General features: G+C 66.9%; 21 protein-coding genes. 16 read left to right on the plus strand and 5 right to left on the minus strand.

Going from position 1 to position 19,525, the window contains the following annotated elements; genetic code table 11:
• The first annotated feature begins 72 nt into the window (after positions 1 to 72).
• The 7 genes from DI624_RS10110 to DI624_RS10140 all read left to right on the plus strand — a co-directional run bounded on the left by DI624_RS10110 (position 73) and on the right by DI624_RS10140 (position 9,639).
• Positions 73 to 1,917 (plus strand): flagellar hook-length control protein FliK, encoded by a 1,845-nt coding sequence (locus DI624_RS10110; protein WP_291537895.1) that lies wholly within the window; start codon positions 73 to 75, stop codon positions 1,915 to 1,917.
• 3 nt (positions 1,918 to 1,920) lie between these two features.
• Entirely contained in the window at positions 1,921 to 2,643 is a 723-nt protein-coding gene (locus DI624_RS10115; RefSeq protein ID WP_291537897.1) for a flagellar hook capping FlgD N-terminal domain-containing protein, read from the plus strand.
• Positions 2,644 to 2,691: 48 nt separating this feature from the next.
• Entirely contained in the window at positions 2,692 to 4,473 is a 1,782-nt protein-coding gene (gene flgE, locus DI624_RS10120) for a flagellar hook protein FlgE (RefSeq protein WP_291537899.1), read from the plus strand.
• A gap of 172 nt (positions 4,474 to 4,645) precedes the next feature.
• Positions 4,646 to 4,930 carry a DUF1153 domain-containing protein gene (locus DI624_RS10125; protein WP_026108337.1) on the plus strand — a complete coding sequence of 95 codons (285 nt, stop codon included), beginning with the start codon at positions 4,646 to 4,648 and terminating at the stop codon, positions 4,928 to 4,930.
• A 92-nt stretch (positions 4,931 to 5,022) separates the two neighbouring features.
• Positions 5,023 to 6,231 (plus strand): tRNA 2-thiouridine(34) synthase MnmA, encoded by a 1,209-nt coding sequence (gene mnmA, locus DI624_RS10130; protein ID WP_291537911.1) that lies wholly within the window; start codon positions 5,023 to 5,025, stop codon positions 6,229 to 6,231.
• Positions 6,232 to 6,428: 197 nt separating this feature from the next.
• The gene (locus tag DI624_RS10135) at positions 6,429 to 8,789 is read left to right on the plus strand and encodes a TonB-dependent receptor (RefSeq protein WP_291537913.1); all 2,361 of its coding nucleotides are present in this window, start codon (positions 6,429 to 6,431) and stop codon (positions 8,787 to 8,789) included.
• Positions 8,790 to 8,949: 160 nt separating this feature from the next.
• Positions 8,950 to 9,639, plus strand: a complete 690-nt coding sequence (locus DI624_RS10140; protein WP_291537915.1) for a response regulator — start codon at positions 8,950 to 8,952, stop codon at positions 9,637 to 9,639.
• Positions 9,640 to 9,643: 4 nt separating this feature from the next.
• Here DI624_RS10140 and DI624_RS10145 read toward each other — a convergent pair whose 3' ends face one another.
• Complete coding sequence (locus DI624_RS10145) at positions 9,644 to 10,132, minus strand: helix-turn-helix domain-containing protein (RefSeq protein ID WP_291537917.1); 489 nt, start codon at positions 10,130 to 10,132, stop codon at positions 9,644 to 9,646.
• 207 nt (positions 10,133 to 10,339) lie between these two features.
• Between DI624_RS10145 and DI624_RS10150 the strand changes: the two genes are divergently transcribed.
• From DI624_RS10150 to DI624_RS10160, 3 genes are read left to right on the plus strand one after another with little or no spacing between them, the layout of a single operon-like run.
• A complete protein-coding gene (locus tag DI624_RS10150; RefSeq protein WP_291537919.1) occupies positions 10,340 to 11,200 on the plus strand; it encodes a thioesterase family protein in 861 nt (286 codons plus the stop codon).
• Positions 11,201 to 11,257: 57 nt separating this feature from the next.
• Positions 11,258 to 11,536, plus strand: a complete 279-nt coding sequence (locus DI624_RS10155) for a hypothetical protein (RefSeq protein WP_291537944.1) — start codon at positions 11,258 to 11,260, stop codon at positions 11,534 to 11,536.
• A 4-nt stretch (positions 11,537 to 11,540) separates the two neighbouring features.
• Positions 11,541 to 12,233 (plus strand): alpha/beta fold hydrolase, encoded by a 693-nt coding sequence (locus tag DI624_RS10160; protein WP_291537946.1) that lies wholly within the window; start codon positions 11,541 to 11,543, stop codon positions 12,231 to 12,233.
• Here DI624_RS10160 and DI624_RS10165 read toward each other — a convergent pair.
• From DI624_RS10165 to queC, 3 genes are read right to left on the minus strand one after another with little or no spacing between them, the layout of a single operon-like run.
• The gene (locus tag DI624_RS10165; protein WP_291537948.1) at positions 12,230 to 12,598 is read right to left on the minus strand and encodes a 6-carboxytetrahydropterin synthase; all 369 of its coding nucleotides are present in this window, start codon (positions 12,596 to 12,598) and stop codon (positions 12,230 to 12,232) included. The two genes, DI624_RS10160 and DI624_RS10165, sit on opposite strands and share 4 nt — an antisense overlap.
• The gene (gene queE, locus DI624_RS10170) at positions 12,598 to 13,233 is read right to left on the minus strand and encodes a 7-carboxy-7-deazaguanine synthase (RefSeq protein ID WP_291538002.1); all 636 of its coding nucleotides are present in this window, start codon (positions 13,231 to 13,233) and stop codon (positions 12,598 to 12,600) included. Before queE ends, DI624_RS10165 begins: the two co-directional genes overlap by 1 nt.
• Entirely contained in the window at positions 13,230 to 13,973 is a 744-nt protein-coding gene (gene queC, locus DI624_RS10175; protein ID WP_291537949.1) for a 7-cyano-7-deazaguanine synthase QueC, read from the minus strand. Before queC ends, queE begins: the two co-directional genes overlap by 4 nt.
• 193 nt (positions 13,974 to 14,166) lie before the next feature.
• Here queC and DI624_RS10180 point away from each other — a divergent pair, with 193 nt between their 5' ends.
• Complete coding sequence (locus DI624_RS10180; RefSeq protein WP_291537951.1) at positions 14,167 to 15,786, plus strand: response regulator; 1,620 nt, start codon at positions 14,167 to 14,169, stop codon at positions 15,784 to 15,786.
• Positions 15,787 to 15,800: 14 nt separating this feature from the next.
• On the opposite strand, the gene DI624_RS10185 is transcribed toward DI624_RS10180, so the two are convergent.
• Complete coding sequence (locus DI624_RS10185) at positions 15,801 to 16,832, minus strand: ligase-associated DNA damage response exonuclease (protein ID WP_291537953.1); 1,032 nt, start codon at positions 16,830 to 16,832, stop codon at positions 15,801 to 15,803.
• An 81-nt stretch (positions 16,833 to 16,913) separates the two neighbouring features.
• On the opposite strand from DI624_RS10185, the gene DI624_RS10190 reads away from it, so the two are divergent.
• From DI624_RS10190 to DI624_RS10210, 5 genes are all read left to right on the plus strand, one after another.
• Positions 16,914 to 17,366 (plus strand): PaaI family thioesterase, encoded by a 453-nt coding sequence (locus tag DI624_RS10190; RefSeq protein WP_291537955.1) that lies wholly within the window; start codon positions 16,914 to 16,916, stop codon positions 17,364 to 17,366.
• Positions 17,363 to 17,758: a PaaI family thioesterase gene (locus DI624_RS10195; protein ID WP_291537957.1), complete on the plus strand. Its 396-nt coding sequence runs from the start codon at positions 17,363 to 17,365 to the stop codon at positions 17,756 to 17,758. Before DI624_RS10190 ends, DI624_RS10195 begins: the two co-directional genes overlap by 4 nt.
• Before the next feature lie 173 nt (positions 17,759 to 17,931).
• Positions 17,932 to 18,282: a hypothetical protein gene (locus DI624_RS10200; protein ID WP_291537959.1), complete on the plus strand. Its 351-nt coding sequence runs from the start codon at positions 17,932 to 17,934 to the stop codon at positions 18,280 to 18,282.
• Between the two features lie 91 nt (positions 18,283 to 18,373).
• Positions 18,374 to 18,805, plus strand: a complete 432-nt coding sequence (locus DI624_RS10205) for a hypothetical protein (RefSeq protein WP_291537961.1) — start codon at positions 18,374 to 18,376, stop codon at positions 18,803 to 18,805.
• A gap of 51 nt (positions 18,806 to 18,856) precedes the next feature.
• Positions 18,857 to 19,492, plus strand: coding sequence for a helix-turn-helix transcriptional regulator (locus DI624_RS10210; RefSeq protein WP_291537964.1), 636 nt, complete (start codon positions 18,857 to 18,859; stop codon positions 19,490 to 19,492).
• The last annotated feature ends 33 nt before the right edge of the window (positions 19,493 to 19,525 follow it).

The raw sequence follows: 19,525 nt of genomic DNA on the forward strand, positions 1-19,525 counted from the left end.
CTTGCGTCGGCCGTGCCGAACCTTGGCGCAGCAGGCGCCGTCCTCTTCGCCTTGGAAAGCCCCCGCCCGATCATGTCGATCGCATCCGCTCTGTTCGCGCCCGCCGCGCCGGTTTCGACCGGAACGTCCACGGCTGCGTCGGGCGCCGGAGCCGCCGATGCGGGCCTGTTCTCCACGAAGATGGCCGCCGCTGCGGAACAGGCGGACGACAAGGGCGCCGCGCAGGCCCGGCCCGGCGTCGTGCATACGACGAGCATGCGTCTTGTCGCGAACGCAGAAACCGACATTGCGACTGACGATCCCGCCCTGATCGAAACGCCAGGCAAGCCCGTCGGCACAGACCGCCTGACGCCTCCGCCCCCTGAGACGGCGGACGTCCCGAAAGAAGAGGCGAAAGCGGCGCCGGAGCCGAATCCTCAGGCCAGGGAAACGGTTGAAGCCGTTGCGCCCTCCCCCTCCCCTCAGGTTTTCGGGCAGACCACGCCCGTCTCACCCGCATCGACCCAGACGCCGGAGGCTGCGCCCGCAGTCGAAGGGGCCGCCGACACCGATCAACCTAGACAACCGACCACGAGCGTCGTTCCGCCTCCGCCGTCGGCTTCGACAGGCGCGGCCGCGATGTCGGACACGGCCGAAGCGGCGTCGCCGGTCGCGCTGAAAAGGGCTTCTGCGGAGCTGGGCGCGGACGCCGTCGAACATCCGCTGCAGTCGCCCCCGTCTGTCGAGACGGCCAAGGCCGTCTCAGCTGTTGAAGCGGAGGCGAAGACGAATCTCGCCAAGCCGACACCGGAGATTCCCGACGCCATGGCCGCGTCCAGGGGCTCTCAAACCGCGTTGGAACCCCATGAGACGGCCAAGCCGACCGTCGCGAGGCTTGCGGCCGAAGCGCCCACCGCTCCCCCCGCCCCCGCCTCATCCGTCGTCGCGCCTGCGGCGGCTCGGCAGAGCCCGGTCGCCTCCCATGCGGCGGCGCAAGCGGCCCTCGCCCGGCTGGCGGCCGACGCCCAGGTCCCTTCGGCACAGGTTCAGACGATTGTCGCCGTCGCGGCGCCGAAGCCGCTCGCCCCGACGACCGGTCCGGCCGCCGCCGCATCGATACTGACGCTGGCGGAGCCGGACGGCCAGGCCGAGCCTGCCAATCAGTCGCCCGGCAGGCCGACGCCAGAGGCGCCCGCCCCGTTGCGCCCCAGTCGTCGCGACCTGCTTCAAGGCGCCGAAGCGGTCTTGAAGGCCGACGCCCCCGCGTCAACCGCCGCGCCCGCCGAGGGCAAGACGCCTGCCGAGCCCGCCACGACCGCCGCGCCTTCAAACCCAGCGTTCGGCGCCAAGCCTGCATCGCCGGAGGTCGCATCGGCGGAGGCGCCGGCGCCTGTCGACCTAGGCGCCGACGCTCAGCCCGCCTCCGCCACGACCGGCGACGCCGCCCGTGCGCAATCGACCGCCGCCGATCATGGCCTGGGCCTGTCCACCCTGTCGCGCGTCACGGTGGAGACGACCGCGCATCTCGCCGCCCAGATCGCGCGCAGGCTGGAGGGCCGCTCGACCCGCTTCGACATGGTCCTGACGCCCGAGGATCTGGGCCGCGTCGACGTCAGCCTGGAAATCGACAAGGACGGTCAGCTTTCCGCACGCCTGGCCTTCGACAATCCCGCCGCCGCCGCCGATCTGCGCGGACGGGCGGACGAACTGCGTCGCCAGCTTCAGGACGCCGGCTTCCAAGTGGCGGGCGATGCGCTGGACTTCTCGCAGCGCGACCCTTCGGCCGGCGGCGGCGCCTTCGAACGCCAGCAGCAACGCAACGCCCTGTTCGCCGGCGGCGGCCGCCTGGCGGCCCAGGCCGACGCCCCCGTCCTTCCGGCGCCCGGCGCCTGGACCAACCATTCCCTGACGCCCGAGCGCGTCGATCTGAAGGTCTGACCCATGGTCGACGCCGTCTCCACCTCAACCGCGACCAGCCGCATCGGCAGCGGAACGACCGCCCTGGCCTCGAACTTCGAGACCTTCCTCACCCTGCTGACCACGCAGATGAAGAACCAGGACCCGCTGTCGCCGCTCGACTCCAACGAGTTCACGGCCCAGCTGACGCAGATGGCGGGCGTCGAGCAGCAACTGCTGACCAACGACCTTTTGACCAGCCTTCTGGCCGCGCAATCGGCGGGCGGGCTGGACAACGCCTCCAACTACATCGGCAAACAGGTCACGGCCGCCTGGACGGCGACCGAATACAGCGACGGCAAGGCGACTTGGGCCTATGAACTGGGCAAGGACGCCGACAAGGCCACGCTGCAAGTCGTCGACAGCAAGGGCGCCGTGGTCTGGGAAGGCGCCGCGCCCGACAAATCCTCCGGCCTGCACACCTTCACCTGGGACGGTCAGATGAAGGATGGCGGCGCGGCCGAGGACGGCGGCGTCTATACGCTGAAGATCGCCGCCACCGACGCCACGGGCGCCAAGGTCGACAGCCAGGCCCTGATCCAGGGCCGCGTCACCGGCGTCGAAATGTACGACGGCGCGCCGTATCTGGTGATCGGCGATTCCATCCTGCCCCTTTCGACCGTGATTTCGCTGAACGAAATCAAGGCCCAAACCACCACCGACGATACGGAGAATCCGAACGTCCCCACCGGGGAGGCGGCCGCATGATGCGCTCCGCCGCCTTTTCGATGATCTCTTTGTAAGGAGCGTTCTTCCATGAGCCTCAACAGCGCCATGCTGGCCGGCGTGTCCGGTCTCGCCGCCAACTCCGCCGCCCTGGCGGCCATTTCCCAGAACATCGCCAATGTGAACACCGTGGGCTACAAACGCACGGCGGGCGAGTTCCAGACCCTGGTAAACAGCCAGACCAAGTCCGGCGGCGGCTATTCCGCCGGCGGCGTCGCGGCCAACACCCGATCCTTCGTCAGCCAGGAAGGTCAGCTGCAACGCACGACCGAAAGCACCGACCTGGCCGTCAACGGCCAAGGGTTCTTCGTCACCACCACCCAGCCCGAAGGCGTGTCCGCGACGGACACCCGCCTGTTCACCCGCGCCGGCGCCTTCCGCGTCGACAAGCTGGGCTATCTGAAGAACAGCGCCGGTCTTTACCTTCAAGGCTGGCCGGTGGACTCCAACGGCGACATCTCGACCGACCCCTCGGACCTGTCGCGCCTGCGCTCGATCAACATCGGCTCGGTCGGCGGCACGGCCGAACCCACGACGCGGGTCCAGATCAACGCCAACCTGCGCTCCACCCAGGCCGTGTCCAGCGCGGCGGCGGCCCAGTCGTACAAGGGCGTGGAGGACACCACCGCCCCCACCCCCGCCAAGCACGACGTATCGGTCGCCTATTCGCGCATCGACGCCAACCGTTATGCGGTCACGATCAAGACGGGGATCACCAAGATCACCGGCGTGGCGACCTACGACGCCGCCGGCGCCCTGACGGGCTTCGCGCCCGACAATGCGGCCAGCACCAACGGCACGGCGACCAGCACCGCCACCCAGATGACCATCACCCCCACCAGCGCAGGCGTGCCCGGCGCGCCCTATACGCTGAACCTTGCGGATGTGGGCTTGACCACCAACGGCATCGCCAAGACCAAATACGATCCGACCGTCAACTCGATGGCGATGTACGACGCCGACGACGACAATCCGTCGGGGGTGAAGCCGGACTTCAAGATGAACATCCCGGTTTCGGACTCCAAGGGCGGTCAGCGCAACCTGGAAATCCGCTTCCTGAAGAGCGACCAGCCGAACCAGTGGTACGCCGAAATCGTCGCCGTGCCGGCCGAGGACGTCGTCACCGGCGCGCCCTACGCCAACGGCCAGATCAAGACCGGCCTGATCGCCTTCACCCCGGCCGGTCGCCTGGACATGGACACGATGAAGTCCTGGCCGGCGGGCACGGGCCTGTTCGACGATCCCGAGAACGCCACCTTGTCCTTCCTGAAGTCGGATCCCAACAACACCATCGACCCCAACGATCCGACCGACAACGGCAAGATCAAATGGGCCGACGGCCTGGGCATCGCCGACCAGACCGTCACCCTGGACCTGAACACCTCGGCGGGCGGCCTCAGCCAGCTGAACACCGCCTCGGTGGTGCAGTCGACCGTCACCAACGGCACCGCCTTCGGCAATCTGAGCGAGATCACCATCGACGAGAGCGGCTTCGTCACCGCCATCTTCGACAACGGCGTCATGCGCCGCATCGCCCAGGTCGCCATCGCCACCTTCCCCAGCCCCGACAGCCTGAAGGAGGTGTCCGGCAACGCCTACGCCGTAAGCCTTCAATCCGGCACCTTTAACCTTAAGGCGGCGGGCACCGGCGGCGCGGGCGCCATCGCCGCCCAGCAACTGGAATCCTCGACCGTCGATCTGTCGGCCGAATTCACAGGCCTGATCACCACCCAGCGGGCCTATTCCGCCTCGTCCAAGATCATCACCACGGCCGATGAAATGCTGGCCGAGCTGATCAACATCAAACGCTGATCGGCGAGTAAGTAAGCGTTAGTCTCGATGAATCGTCGCGAAAGCAAGGTTTACGGAGTCGCTCGCGGAGGGACGGATTTTATCCGTTCCTTCACCACGACGCTTAAACGGACCTTAGTCGGGGCCGCCTACCTTCATGACACTTCGGTGTTGGTGAAAGAGGCATAAGCCCATGTTGCAAGAGCGACGCCTTAATAGCAAAGGCGAACAATACGTGGTCGGACCGACTGGCACGCCCCTGACCCTGAACGACCTGCCGCCGTCCAACACGGATCGGTGGGTGATCCGGCGCAAGGCCGAGGTCGTCGCCGCCGTCCGCGGCGGCCTGCTCAGCCTCGACGACGCCCTGGCGAAATATCGCCTGACGGCGGAAGAGTTCCTGGCCTGGCAAAAGGCGATCGACAAATGGGGCATGCAGGGCCTGCGCACGACGCGCATTCAGAGCTACCGCTCCTAAACGACTTGTCCGAAAGACGACGAGGGCCGCGTCCGGCGACGGAGGCGGCCTTTTCGCGTCAGGGCCTCGAAATCGCGCGGGTTCGATCCTAAATGGCCGCGATGACCCTGGTCGAAGACATCTGTCCCGTTCCGAACGTCGTCCGCACCGACATGGATGCGGCGGTGGAAAGCGCGCGGGCGGCGGTCGGCCTGCCGGTCGGGGCGCGCGTCGTCGCGGCCATGTCGGGCGGCGTGGATTCCACCGTCGTCGCGGCCCTGCTGCACAAGGCGGGCTACGACGTCGTCGGCGTGACCCTGCAGCTCTACGACCACGGCGCGGCGCTGAAGAAGAAGGGCGCCTGCTGCGCGGGCCAGGACATCCACGACGCCCGTCTGGCCGCCGACATGATCGGCATCCCCCATTACGTTCTGGACTACGAGAGCCGGTTCAAGGACGCGGTGATCGACCAGTTCGCCGACAGCTATCTGAAGGGACAGACCCCGGTCCCCTGCATCCGCTGCAATCAAACCGTGAAGTTCCGCGACCTGCTGGACGTCGCCCGCGACCTGGGCGCGGAGGCGATGGCCACGGGCCACTACGTCCATCGCGCCGCCGTCGGCAACCGCTCGCAGATGAGGAAGGCGGTCGATCATTCCCGCGACCAGTCCTATTTCCTGTTCGCCACCACCCAGGACCAGCTCGACTACCTCCGCTTTCCGCTGGCCGATCTGGAAAAGCCCCAGGTGCGCGGCGTCGCCGCTGAACTGGGGCTGAAGATCGCCGCCAAGCCGGACAGCCAGGACATCTGCTTCGTCCCCTCGGGCGACTATCGCACCCTGATCGACCGGCTGCGCCCGCAGGGCCGCGAGGCCGGCGAGATCGTCCACATGGACGGCCGGGTGCTGGGCCGCCACGCCGGCATCACCGACTACACCATCGGCCAACGCCGGGGCCTGAACGTCGCCGTGGGCGAGCCCCTGTTCGTCACCAGGCTGGATCCCGAGGGCCGCCGGGTCATCGTCGGCCCGCGCGAGGCCCTGCTGACCGCGGCTCTGACGCTGGAGGAGACCAACTGGCTGGGCGACGAGGCCACCATCGTCGAGGCCGCTGAGGCCGGCGTTCCAGTCCTGGCCCGTGTCCGCTCCACCCGCCAGCCGTCCCCCGCCCGTCTGACCTTGGTCGACGGCGCGATTTCGGTCGTGTTCGACCAGGGCGAGGAAGGCGTCGCCCCCGGCCAGGCCTGCGCCCTCTACGATCCCGCCGATCCCGACCGCGTCCTGGGCGGCGGCTTCATCGGCGACACCCGGGCGGCGGCGTAACCTTGCTCTAGTCTCCGAAAACTGGGCCGGCCGACATCGACCAACTCAAGTGTGGAGGCCGCGTGGAGATTTGCTGGATTTTTGCGCTATGTTGATCGTCACATCAGACATCAAACTTGCATCTGAGTGTCGCGTGGCTGTGAACTGCCTATTGCAATGACGGCGTAATCCCCGGCTCGACTAAGCAGGGGATAAAAATGCATCGTCAAACCAAACTGCGCCTCCAGCTGATGCTGGGGACCGCGCTTCTCTCCACGCCTGTTTCCGCCCTCGCCCAAACCGCTCCGAGCCAACCCGCTCAAACCCAGCCTGCCCCGGCGGCCGCCGCCAATGCGCCCGTCGGCCTGGACGACATCGTCGTGACCGCCACCAAGCGGGAAACCAATCTGCAGGACACGCCGATCTCGATCTCGGTGCTTGGCTCGGAAGCCCTGGCGAACCGCCACGTCCAGAGCCTGATGGACCTGGCCGACGGCGCCGTGCCGTCCCTGCGCGTCGCCACCTTCGAGGCCCGCCAGTCCGCCCTGACCATCGGCATCCGCGGCATCGTCCCCAACGACGCCAACCAGCCCGCCCGCGAACAGGGCGTCGGCGTCTATGTCGACGGCGTCTATCTGGCCCGCCAGCACGGCCTGGCCTCCGCCTTGCTCGACATCGAGCGCGTCGAGGTCCTGAAGGGTCCGCAAGGCACGCTGTTCGGCCGCAACACCGAAGGCGGCGCCCTGTCGCTGGTCACGAAGAAGCCCACGGGCGTCTTCGGCATGCGCGCCGTCGCCGGCGTGGGCAATCTGGACTCCTACAACTCCGAACTGCACGTCGACTTCCCGGCCCTGGGCGACTTCGCCTTCAAGGTCGACGGCGTGATCCAGGTTCAAGGCCCCGTCACCAAGAATATCCTTCCGGGCGAGGAAGGCTTTGGCCAGTACGACCGTCGCGGCCTGCGCTTCCAGACCCGCTGGACCCCGAGCGACGACTTCACCGCCACCCTGGCCGCCGACATCGGCAAGGACAAGAACACCCCGTTCTACAGCCAACTGCTGAACTTCAACCCGAACGGCCTGCCGGTCGTGCCGTGGACTTCGACCACCGTTCCCTCGGGCAGCATCCGCGACCTGGCGCCGATCGTTCAGGTCGAAGGCTCCGAGCGCATGACGCAGGCCGACATCGGCGTGCCTCAGCAATGGAGCGTCGACGACACGCGCGGCGTCGATCTGCACCTGTCGTATCGCCCGAACGACTCTCTGGAAATCCGCTCGATCACCGCCTATCGCGACCTGGACGTCGAGCAGTACGACAACATCGCCGGCGCGCACCGTCCGCCGGTCGTGGGTCCGAACGGCAACTTCAGCCGCTACTCGCTGGCCGGCTTCTGGCAGCATCAGTTCAGCCAGGAACTGCAGGCCGTCGGTTCGCTGGGCGACAGCATCGACTACGTCGGCGGCGTCTTCTACTTCAAGGAGACGGTGTCCGACGACGCCTCGACGCCGTCGACCAACCGCTGGAACGCCGACGGCACGGGCTACACCATCCTCGATCCGACCCCGACCATCCGGGGCTTCCGCTCTCTGGACCGCAAGTCGACGGCCCACTCGGAGTCGAAGGCCGTCTATGGTCAGGCGACCTGGACCCCGGCGCAGATGCAGGCTCTGCACCTGACGGTCGGCGGCCGCTACACCTGGGACGACAAAGACGGCACGCTGGAGCTGATCAACAACAAGCTGCCGGTCTACGCCGGCGTGACGGGCGAGCTTCACTTCGCCACCTCGGTCGACCGCTTCGATCCGCTGGTCACTCTGGCCTATGATCTGAGCGACAACGTCAACGTCTACGGCAAATATTCGACCGGCTATCGCGCCGGCGGCGCGTCCTCGCGTTCGCTCAGCTACCGCTCGTTCGATCCCGAGGAGGTCAAGGCCTACGAACTGGGCCTGAAGAGCGACCTGTTCGATCGCCGCGTCCGTCTGAACGCCGCCATCTACCAGATGGACCGCACCGACAGCCAGATCGACTTCAGCTATGTGGAAGACGGCGGTCGCAACACGCTGGACACGATGAACGCCGAAGGCACGACCAAGATTCGCGGCGTGGAGCTGGAAGGTCAGTTCCGAGCGACCGAGAACCTGACCCTGTCGGCCGGTTATGCCTTCACCGACATTTCGATCCCGGATGCGGTGAACCCCAGAACGGGCACGAGCCAGCCGGTTTTCATCATCTACACGCCGGAAAACGCGGCCAACGTCGCCGCCGATTGGTCTTCGCCCTTCATGGGCGGCACGCTGAAGGCGCACATCGACGCCAACTACGCCGATGCGACCCACAGCTTCGAGCAATACGCCGTCAAGAACGACTCCTCGTTCATCGTGAACGCCCGGGTCGCGGTCGCCGACATCCAGACCGGCGCCGGCGGTCCCCTGCTGGAAGTGGCCCTCTGGTCGCGCAACCTTCTGGACGAGACCTATGTCTACCGTCGGGATCCGGCCAACCGGAACACCCTGGGCGACTACGGCAACTTCAACAATCCGCGCACCTTCGGCATCGAACTGCGCGCCTCTTACTGATCCTCCCCGAGGCTCGAAACTGGCCCCTCTCGCTCGTCGAGAGGGGCTTTTTCGCATGGTTCGTGAAGCCTTTGCGACGCGCCGATGAAACTTGTCCGAAGGCGTACGGTTTTTCTGGATTTTGCGGCGGACGCCGGTCATGGCGGCGAACGGAGGCGCCATGAGCAGCTTGATCCTGATCGCCGATGAAGACCGCGAAGGCGCCGATGCGCTGGATGTCGTCCTGCGCCGCGAGGGCCTGCGCACCGTCGTCGTCGAGGACGGCCAGCAGGCCATCGACATCCACGCCGCCCTGAAGCCGGACCTGGTGCTGCTGGGCGTCGCCCTGCCCGTGCGCGACGGCTGGGACGTGCTGGGCGAACTGCGGCGGCTCGGCGAGACGCCGGTCGTCATGATCGGCGCCGACGGCCAGCCCCGCCAACGGCTTCATGCGCTGCGGATCGGGGCCGACGACCACCTGGCCCGGCCGGTCGATCCCATCGAGGTCGCGGCCCGCGTTCAATCGCTCCTGCGTCGTTCTGGCGGCGGCCGCGCCGCCAAGGTGCTGCGCGTCGGGCCGCTGGAGGTCCAGCTGGAGAACTATATGGCGGCGGTGCTCACCGCCGAAGGGCGCCGACGGCTGGACCTGACGCTGACCGAATTCCGCATCCTGGCCCATATGGCGCGAACGCCGCTGCGCGTCTTCAGCCGTGCGGAAATCATGCAGGCCTGTTTCGCCAATCAGACGGTTCTGGAGCGCACCATCGACAGCCACGTCAGCCACCTGCGCCGCAAGCTGGAGGGCGCCGATGCCGCCGGCCTGCTGACCAATGTGCGCGGCGTCGGCTATCGCCTGGAGGCGGAGGCCTGAACGCCTAGGCGGCTTCCGTGGGCATCACGTCGCCGACCGTGGGCCGGTTTTCGGCGCGGGTCAGCTTGATGTCGCGCGGCTTGACGATCTCGTTGCAGCAACCGCAGGCGATACGGGGCGTCAGAGTGTGGCCGCAGGTCTGGTGAACCATGTCGATGCCGCTGTCGGCGTCGCCATAGACGTGTTTGGCGCCCCAGCCGTGCAGCGTCACCAGAACGCCGTACAGGTCCTTGCCCTTGGAAGTCAGCACATATTCATTGCGCGGCGGGCGCTCGGAATAGAGGCGCGGTTCCAGCACCCCGTGCTGGACCAGGCTTTTCAGGCGGGCGGCCAGGACGTTGCGCGCCACGCCCAGGTTCTCCTGCCACTGTTCGAAACGGCTGACGCCGTTGAAGGCGTCACGGATGACCAGCAGGGTCCACGGATCGCCGATCACCTCCAGCGTGGCGGCGATGGAGCAGCTCTGGCGGCTATAGTCGGCGGTGCGTCCCATGGACGAGAAAGTGACCCCGCGTCAGCCGTTTGGCAAGGGTTGCGAATCCGAACGCATAGAGTAAGTCTTGTTTGGCAACGGACGTGCAGGCCTGATGGTTCGTCGGCCTTGTTCCTTGACTGGCGGAGGCTCAGGTCAGACTCCCAAATGCCGTGATCGAACGATCGGGGGCTTCCGCCGACTTTCCACCTGCCGCAGGATCGCGCCATGACCGACGCTGTTCAATCGCCCGTCTCGCTCGACGCCGCCCTGAGGTTCAAGACGTTGGACGACGGCGGCCTGTCGGCGCCGGTCCCGGGCCATTTCTCGAACGGCCCCGCCGCGCTGCCGCCGGAAAAAGGGTTTCCGTTCGGCGGCCTGCTGGCGGCGCTGTGCGCCCGATCCATGCGTCAGGGGCTGTCTGTGGCCGCGCCGCTTCGGTCGCTGTCGGTCCAGTATCTGTCGGCGGCGGCCTTCGACGAACAGATCGCCTTCCACCCGCGCCTGCTGCGCGGCGGACGCAACGTCGTCTATGCGGCGGTCGAGGCCGAGCAGGCCGGTCGCCTGACCCATCACGCCACCGGAACCTACGGGCTGGACGCCCAGACGCCCGCTGTCTCGCCGCTGCACGCCCCGCCGCCGGCTCTGGGCGGGCTGGACCCCAGGGCCACGATCCATGGCCCGATGGCCCCGCGTTTTTCTCGGCACGTCGAATATCGGTTCGACGGGGGCCCCAACATCCTGGGCGGCAACGCCGGCAGGGCGGCGGTGGAGCGGACCTGGATGCGGATGGCGGATCGGCGTCCGCTGGACGAGGTCGGACTGTGCTATCTGCTGGACGCCCTCTATCCCCCGGCATGGACCCTGTCGAAGACGCCGGCGGCCATGACGACGGTGGACCTGCGCATCGACATCCTGACCGATCCGACGCCGGAGAACGCCCCGGACGGCTGGGCCTTCTTCGAGTTTCGGATGCTGGACCTCGGCCTGGGCTGGACGGTGGACGAGGCGGCGGCCTGGGGGGCGGACGGGACGCCGCTGGCCCTGTCGCGACAGCGGCGAAAACTGCTGCCGCAAAGAAAGGCCTGAAGTCGGCCTCCATTCATGCTTATCAGCGACTATTCAAAGTCTCTGGAGTCCCGCTGCATGAGTCGTCGAAATCCCCTTCTCGACCTGGGTCGGATCGCCGTCGCCGCGATGGGCTGCCTGATGCTTCAGGGCTGCCTGGTCGGGGCCGTCGCCGGGGGGACCGCCGCCGTCGTGGGCGGCACGGCCAAGGCCACGGGGGCGGTCGTCGGCGCCGGTTTCGACGCCGTCACCACCTCCGACGAGGAAACCCGGCTGAAACGCGAACGCGAGCAACGCGACTATGAGCGTGAACAGCGCCGCTGCGAACAGCGGCGGCGCCAGGGACGGCCCTGTTGACGCCATGACCCCGATCCTCTTGATACCCGGCCTGATCTGCACGGCCGAGCTGTTCGTCCCCCAGTTGCCGGCCCTGTGGACGCACGGTCCCGTCACCGTCGCCTCGACGCTGGAGGGCGAGACGATGGCGCATATGGCCGCCGCCGTCCTGCGCGACGCCCCGCCCCGCTTCGCCCTGGGCGGGCTGTCCATGGGCGGCTATGTGGCGCTGGAGATTCTGCGCCAGGCGCCGGACCGCGTGGTCAGGCTGGCGCTCATGGACACCACCGCGCGACCGGATGCTCCCGAACAGAGCCGTCTGCGCCGCGCCATGATCGAGAAGGCGGTCAGTGGCGGCTATGACGACGTCCTGGCCCAGACAATTCCAAACCTCGTTCACCCCAGCCGCCGCGACGACGCCGAATTGATCGGGACGCAGACGCGGATGGGCCGGTCGGTGGGGGTCGAGGGCTTCGTGCGCCAGCAGACGGCCATCATGAACCGGATCGACAGCCGCCCCTTCCTGTCCGCCATCGCGGCGCCGACCCTGGCGCTTGTCGGAGACAAGGACGCCTTGACCCCGCCCGACCGCGCGCAGGAAATGGCCGACGCCATTCCCGACGCCCGTCTGGTCGTCGTGCCGGAGTGCGGCCACATCTCCACTCTGGAACGGCCCGAGGCGGTCAACGCCGCCCTGGTCCAATGGCTGTCGGCCTAAAGGCTCAGGACACACCGCTCGTTTATCGTCGGGCGCGCCACCTGCACCCGGCACAGGCCCGGCCAGGCGGGCTTCAGCGTCTTGGCGAACCACAGGCACAGATTTTCCAGGCTGGGCAGCTCCAGCCCCTCGTGCTCGTTGAGCATGCCGTGGTCCAGCTGCTGCGCCGCCGCCCTCAGCGCTCGGTCCAGCGCGCCCAGGTCCGCGACCCAGTTGTGCTCGGCGTCCAGGGTCTCGGACCGGATCGTCGCCTCGACCGTGAAGGAATGGCCGTGAACGCGGCGATAGATGCTGCCTTCGGGCTCGTTGGGGAAATGGTGAGCGGCGTCGAACGTCGCCTGTTTGGTGATCTCGAAGACGGGCATTAGCGGACGCCGATATATTTGTGGGTCTGGACGCTGAGGCGCCACTGGGGATGGGTCAGGCAGTATTCGATGGCGGCGGCGGTGTTCTCCGCCTGGTCGGGACCATCCAGGGGCTGCAGCCAGAATCGCTCGAAATCGAGGTGTTCGAACCGCTCCGGCATGGCCTTGGCCTGCGGATAGACCAGCTTCAGTTCCTGGCCCTTGATCTGGATCACCTCTGCGTCCGCCTTGGGACTGACGCAGACCCAGTCGATCCCATCAGGCGCCTCAAGCGTGCCGTTGCTTTCGATGGCGATCTCGAATCCGCGCGTCTTCAAGGCCGCGATCAGCGCCGCGTCCAGTTGCAGCAGGGGTTCGCCCCCGGTGCAGACCACCAGTTTCGGATCGCCCTGGCGCCCTCGCCACATCGCCGCGACGTGGTCGGCCAACAGGTCCGGCGTCTTGAACTTGCCGCCCCCGCCGCCGTCGACGCCGACGAAATCCGTATCGCAGAAGGTGCAGACGGCCGTCTCCCGGTCCTGCTCGCGCCCGCTCCACAGATTGCAGCCGGAAAAGCGCAGGAAGACCGCAGGCCGCCCCGCCTGCCCTCCCTCGCCCTGGACCGTCAGGAAGACTTCCTTCGCCGAATAGGTCACTTGGCGGCGGCCCATTCCTGGTATCCGGCCTCACGCAGTTCGCACGCCGGACATTCGCCGCAGCCATAACCCCAGACGTGCCGATGGGCCCGGTCGCCCCGATAGCAGGTGTGGCTGTCCTCGACGATCAACCGCACCAGAGGCTCGCCCCCGATCCGATCCGCCAGTTCCCACGTCTGGGCCTTGGTCAGCCACATCAGCGGCGTGTCGATGATCACCGGCTTGTCCAGCCCCAGCGACAGGGCCCGCGCCATGGCCTCCATCGTTTCGTGGCGGCAATCGGGATAGCCGGAAAAGTCGGTCTCGCACATGCCGCCGACCAGAACCTCCAGCCCGCGCCGGTCCGCCAGGGCCGCCGCCGCGACCAGGAAGATCAGATTTCGGCCGGGCACGAAGGTCGTCGGCAGGCCGCGCGCGTCCATCTCGATCTTGCGGTCGGCGGTCAGGGCGCTGTCGGCGATCCGCCCATAGCCGGTCAGGTCCACCACATGATCCTCGCCCAGACGGCTGGCGTATTGCGGCAGGGCCTTGGTCATGCCGGCGCGCACGGCTTGGCGAGCCTGCATCTCCACGACATGGCGCTGGCCATAGTCGAAACCGACCGTCTCGACCCGGTCGAACCGTTCCAGCGCCCAGGCCAGGCAGGTGGCGCTGTCCTGCCCGCCCGAAAACAGGACGAGCGCCGTCTTCTGCGCGATCTGTTCGGCGGTTGGAACGGTCTTTTCCAGGATAGCGCTCATGGTGAATCTGCGGTCGGCCGGTCGGCCGCGCGCATGCGTGAAAGAGATGAAGACCCCAGGGTCGGGCGCGCCTCATACACCAGATGCGCCGCAGGGGCAAAAAAGGCGGATTCGCGTCGCCCCTGTCGCAGCTTAACCAATCCGCAAGCGATTTCTGGCCTAAGTCCCCGGAGAGTATGGAGTTCCGGGCAGTATGCCGACCATCGAGACCCTTTCCGAGCGTCCAAAGCCGGTGGCGCCGACGACGCTCGGGTGCGAGGTGCTGGCGCGTTTCGAACGCGAGCCGGACACGCTGGTCATACCCGTCGTCGATGGCGACCGGCCCATCGGCCTGGTCGAGCGCACCGCCTTCCTGCAAAAGATCGCCGCCAGGTTCGGCCACGCCCTTTATGATCTGCGCCCCATAACCTTCGCCATGGATCCCGAACCGGCGGTGGTGGAGGCCGGCGTCCGCATCGACGCCTTTTGCGACATCATGGTGAAGGGCGGTCCTGCGGCCTTGCTGCGGGGCTTCATCGTCACCCACAATGGGGCCTATCTCGGCGTCGGCACGGCCGCCACCTTGCTGCAGGCGGTCAATACGCGCCAGCGCGAACAGAACGCGCAGTTGGCCGAACAGGCGGCCCTCCTCAGCGACACCCGCACCCAGGCCCTCGCCGCCGCGCGCGCCAAGAGCCAGTTCCTGGCCATCATGAGCCATGAGTTGCGCACACCGATGAACGGCGTCCTGGCCGTCGCCGAACTTCTGCGTCGTCAGCCGCTGACGTCGGCGGCCCAGGCCCATGTGCAGACCATTGTGGATTCCTCCGAAACCCTCCTGCGCATCCTTCAGGACGCGGTGGATCTGTCCAAGGCCGAGGCGGGCGAGTTGGAACTGTCCAGCAAGCCCACGCCTCTGCGCGCCGTCATGGACGACATCCAGTCGATGTGGGAGCCGCGAGCGTCTCAGGACGGAGTCACCCTGCTGGTCGGCTACGAAGGCGATACGGAACTGGCGGCCGTGATCGACGGCGTGCGCCTGAAACAGGTATTCAACAATCTGATCGGCAACGCCTTGAAGTTCGCCCGAAACGGCGTGGTCGAGGCCGGACTGAAGGCCTGGGCAGAGGGCGACCGCATCCATATGGAGGCGCGCGTCCGCGACGACGGCCCGGGCGTCGATGTCGATCGAGTCGATTCCATCTTCGAGCCCTTCGTCCACGGTTCCGGCCCGGACGGCGCCGGCCTTGGCCTGTCGATCTGCCGGCAGGTCATCGACCGTATGGCCGGCCGGATTTGGGCCGAGAACAACAAGGGACGCGGCGCGACCTTCGCCTTCGACCTGACCGCCCCTCGCGCCGTGGCGGAGGCCGAGGTCCAGTCGAATGTCTCGGACCTGTCCAGCTTCGATCTGAAGGCGGCGCCGCATGTATTGATCGTCGACGACAACGCCACCAACCGCGTGGTGGCCCAGGCGCTATGCGAAATGTTCGGCTGCAGTTCGGAACTGGCCGAGGACGGGCTGGAAGCGCTGCAGGCGGTGCAGGAAAGCCGGTACGATCTGGTCCTGATGGACATCAAGATGCCGCGCATGGACGGCGTTCAGGCCACCCAGGCCATCCGCGCCCTGCCCGGCGCAATGGGTCGGGTGCCGATCGTCGCCCTGACGGCCAACGCCGACCCGGAAGACGCCAAACACTATCTGTCCATCGGCATGGCGGCCGTCGTTGAAAAGCCGATCAAGCCCGAACGGCTGCGCATGGCGATGAACGCCGCCCTGGCGGTTGCGCAAGACGCCGGGGACCAAGACGCATCGGGCCGTTCCGCCGCCTGATCCAGAGCGCGTCCTCAGTCGGGCCTGACATCCACCGCCTCCTCGTCTTCCTCGTCATAACCGACCAGGCGCAGGGCCCTGGCCTTCTGGCCGTTGATCTCGGCCCAGCGCAGCAGCCCCTCCTCCCGCCCGTGGGTGATCCAGACCTCCTCGGGCCGCAGTTCTATGAAGGTCGACGTCAGTTCGTTCCAGTCCGCGTGGTCCGAGACGATCAGCGGCAGTTCCACGCCGCGCTGGCGCGCCCGCGCCTTGACGCCCATCCATCCCGATGCGAAGGCCGTGACCGGATCGGAGAACCGCCGCGCCCAGCGGTCCTGAATCGCGGAAGGCGGAGCAATGGCGACCTCTCCGCCCAGGGCGTTTCTGGGCAGGTCGCGGGTCGGAAGCAAGGATCCCAGATCGACGCCTTCGCGTTCGTAGAGGGCGTTCAGCCGCTCCATCGCGCCGTGATAATAGATGGGCCGGTCCCATCCTGCCTCGCGCAATAGCCGTATGATGCGTTGCGCCTTTCCCAGCGCATAGGCCCCGACCAGATGCGCCCGGTCGGGAAACTGGCCCAGCGAGCGCACCAGACGCCTCACCTCCTCCTCGGCAGGCGGATGATTGAACACCGGCAGGCCGAAGGTGGCCTCGGAAATGAAGACGTTGCACGGAACCGGCTCGAACGGCGCGCAGGTCGGGTCGCGACGGCGCTTGTAGTCGCCGGACACCACCATGGTCAGGCCCTTCCATCGGACCTCGACCTGGGCGGAACCCAGCACGTGTCCGGCCGGCGTCAGCCTGAGATCGACGCCGTCGATCGCCGTCGCCTGGCCGTATTCCACCGGCTGCGCCCGGCCGGTGAAGTCGGCGCCATAGCGTTCGGCCATGATCGCCAGCGTCTGGCGCGTCGCCAGCACCGCGCCATGGCCTGCGCGCGCGTGGTCGGAATGGCCGTGGGTGATCACCGCCCGGTCCACCGGCCGCACCGGATCGACATAGAAGTCGCCGGGCGGACAATACAGGCCCGCGGGCGTCGGATGCAGCAGGTCTTCGGCTCGGATCATGGCTCCCTAACGCACTCGACGCCGTCCGGTCGCCGATCCATACAGGACGATCCGAGAACCCGTGAAAGGCCGCCCCGCCCGATGTCCGAGAGTTTCCTGACCTCCATCCTGCCCCAGCTGGCGGCGGGAGCGGCCCATACGGGGGCCTTGGGCTTCGCCTTCGACGGCCTGCATGACGGGGAGCCGCGCATTCGTGTGCCGTGGCGAGAGGATCTGGTCGGCGATCCCGCCAGCGGGGTGTTCGCCGGCGGGCTGGTGACGACCCTGCTGGATCATATCGGCGGCCTGGCGGTCTGGACGGCCCTGGACACGTTTCAACCCATCGCGACGGTGGACCTGCGCGTCGACTACATGCGCGCGGCCCGGCCGCGACAGGACCTGCTGGCCCAGGGGGTCTGCTACCGGATGACCCACACCATCGCCTTCGTTCGCGCCTGGGCGTTCGAGGAGGATCCTTCCGATCCGGTGGCGGCGGCGCAGTCGGCCTATATCTTCAACCCGTCGCGCGAACGGGCGGCCGGAGCGGCGGCATGACCGATCTTCTCGCCACCCTGCCCTATGCCCGGTTCCTGGGCCTGAAGACTCTGGTCAACGGGGATGAAGTCACCGTCGTCATGCCGTTCGCCGACAGGCTGATCGGCAATCCGATGCTGCCGGCCCTGCATGGCGGATCGACCGCCGCCCTTCTCGAGATGACGGCCATGGCGCAGTTGGCGCTGGTGTTTCCCAGCGCACGCTTGCCGCGCCCCATCAACGTCACTGTCGCCTATCTGCGCACGGGCCGCCCCGTCGACGTCTTCGCCCGCGCCAAGATCAGCCGAGCCGGACGTCGTCTCGCCCATGTCCAGGCCGAGGCTTGGCAGGAAGAACGCGCCCAGCCCATCGCCAGCCTGACGGCGCATTTTCTGCTGGACAACCAGGACTGATCCTTGGGTCGCAGCCGCCCGATCGGCGCCGAAGCCCAACAGCGCCTCACACCCCGCGCTTCACGGCCGGCGTTTCAACGCGCGATTGCTGGAAAGATGAAAATAGCACTACCAAACAAGGTTAAGACGTGATAACCATAAGCCTGTCGTAAACCATACTTTGAGGGGCTTTCATGGACCGGACTGAAGTCGTCACCAGCGTTGCTGGCGATCTGCATGCTACCGAACTCGCGATCGACGCCGCGATCACGCGCGCGACGACCCTCGTGCAATCCTTCATCGGCGCCCGCGCCGCCCTCTCCCTCTCGCCGGTCAGCGGCACGGGTTCTCAGGCGAAGGCCATGGAAGCCATCGCCGCCCTGTCGGCTGCGCGCGAATCCATCGTCGCCTGCCACGCCGAACTGCAAAAGGACCACCGTCGCCTCGGCTACGGCACCTATGCCGCCGGTCCGATCGCCAAACCCGACGATTGGCTGGACCCGAAGTCCGCCCTGACGCCTACGCACCTGCACCGCGTCGCGTGAATTCTTGGTAAGCTTGGCTTACCAAGGCTTCCCTTTGCAGTGAGTTCGGTCATTATCGCCCCCGCGCATTTCTGCACGGGGGCGATTTGCCATGCTCAACATCGCCTACGCGGTTGTCGGCGCCGTCTTCATGGTCGGCATGGCGCTGTTCGCCTTTTTGAAGGGGGGCCGGGCAGAACGATTTGGCGCAGGCGCTTACCTTTCCGCTTGGTTCGCCTCGATCGTACTGCAAGAGAACAGCGGATTTCGGGGAATGCCCGCCGGACTCTTTTTAATAGATCTGGCAGCCTTGATCGTGTTCATCGCCATCGCTTGGCGTTATCGACAGTCGTGGCCTGTATGGGTGAGCGGAGTCCAGTTGATCACCGTGATGTGTCACGTGATGATCCTGACCAAACAACCCGTGCTGTTGGGGTCGTTGATCACCGTAATGAACTTGAACAGCTATCTTATAATCGGCTTCATCATTTTTGGCACACTCGTCTCTTGGCAAGAACGTCATGCAGAAGAGATGGCTAGGTAGAAATTCCTATCGACAGGCGGTAATCTGGGGCGAATCAGTCGCTGAGACGCCATGCCTCTGTCGCACGCCAAATTGTGGAAAGCCGTCGACGGTCTGGCGCGGCGCGAGGGGCTGACGCCGTCCGGCCTTGCGCGTCGTGCGGGGCTGGACGCCACCAGTTTCAATCCGTCCAAACGCTTCGGGACCGGCGATCCGCCGCGTCCACGCTGGCCTTCGACCGAGAGCGTCACCCTGATTCTTCAAGCGACGGGGGTCTCGCTGGCCGATTTCGCCGCCCTGGCCGAGGATGCGCCGGACAAGCCCGCAACGGTGCCCTTGCTGGGTTTGGCCAAGGCGGGCGACGACGGTTTCTTCGACGACGCGGGACTGCCGATGGGCGACGGCTGGGACCAGACCGAACTGCCCCAGGCCAAGGACACCTTGTTCAGCCTGACGATCAGCGGGGATTCCATGTCGCCGCTCTATCGCGAGGGCGACCGGGTCATTGTCGATCAGGAAGCGACCCGCCCGCGTCGTGGAGACCGTGTGGTCGTGCGGCTTTTGTCTGGCGAGACCATCGCCAAGGAAGTGACCAGCCTGACCAGTCGCGCCGTCACCCTGTCGTCCATCAACCCCGACTACCCGCCCCGGATCGTGCCCCGCCGGGAAATCGAATGGATGGCGCGCATTCTGTGGGTCAGCCAGTGACGCATACGAAAGCCCCGCCCGGCGAACCGGGCG

The organism is Brevundimonas sp. (assembly GCF_003248455.1).
Lineage (GTDB): Bacteria > Pseudomonadota > Alphaproteobacteria > Caulobacterales > Caulobacteraceae > Brevundimonas.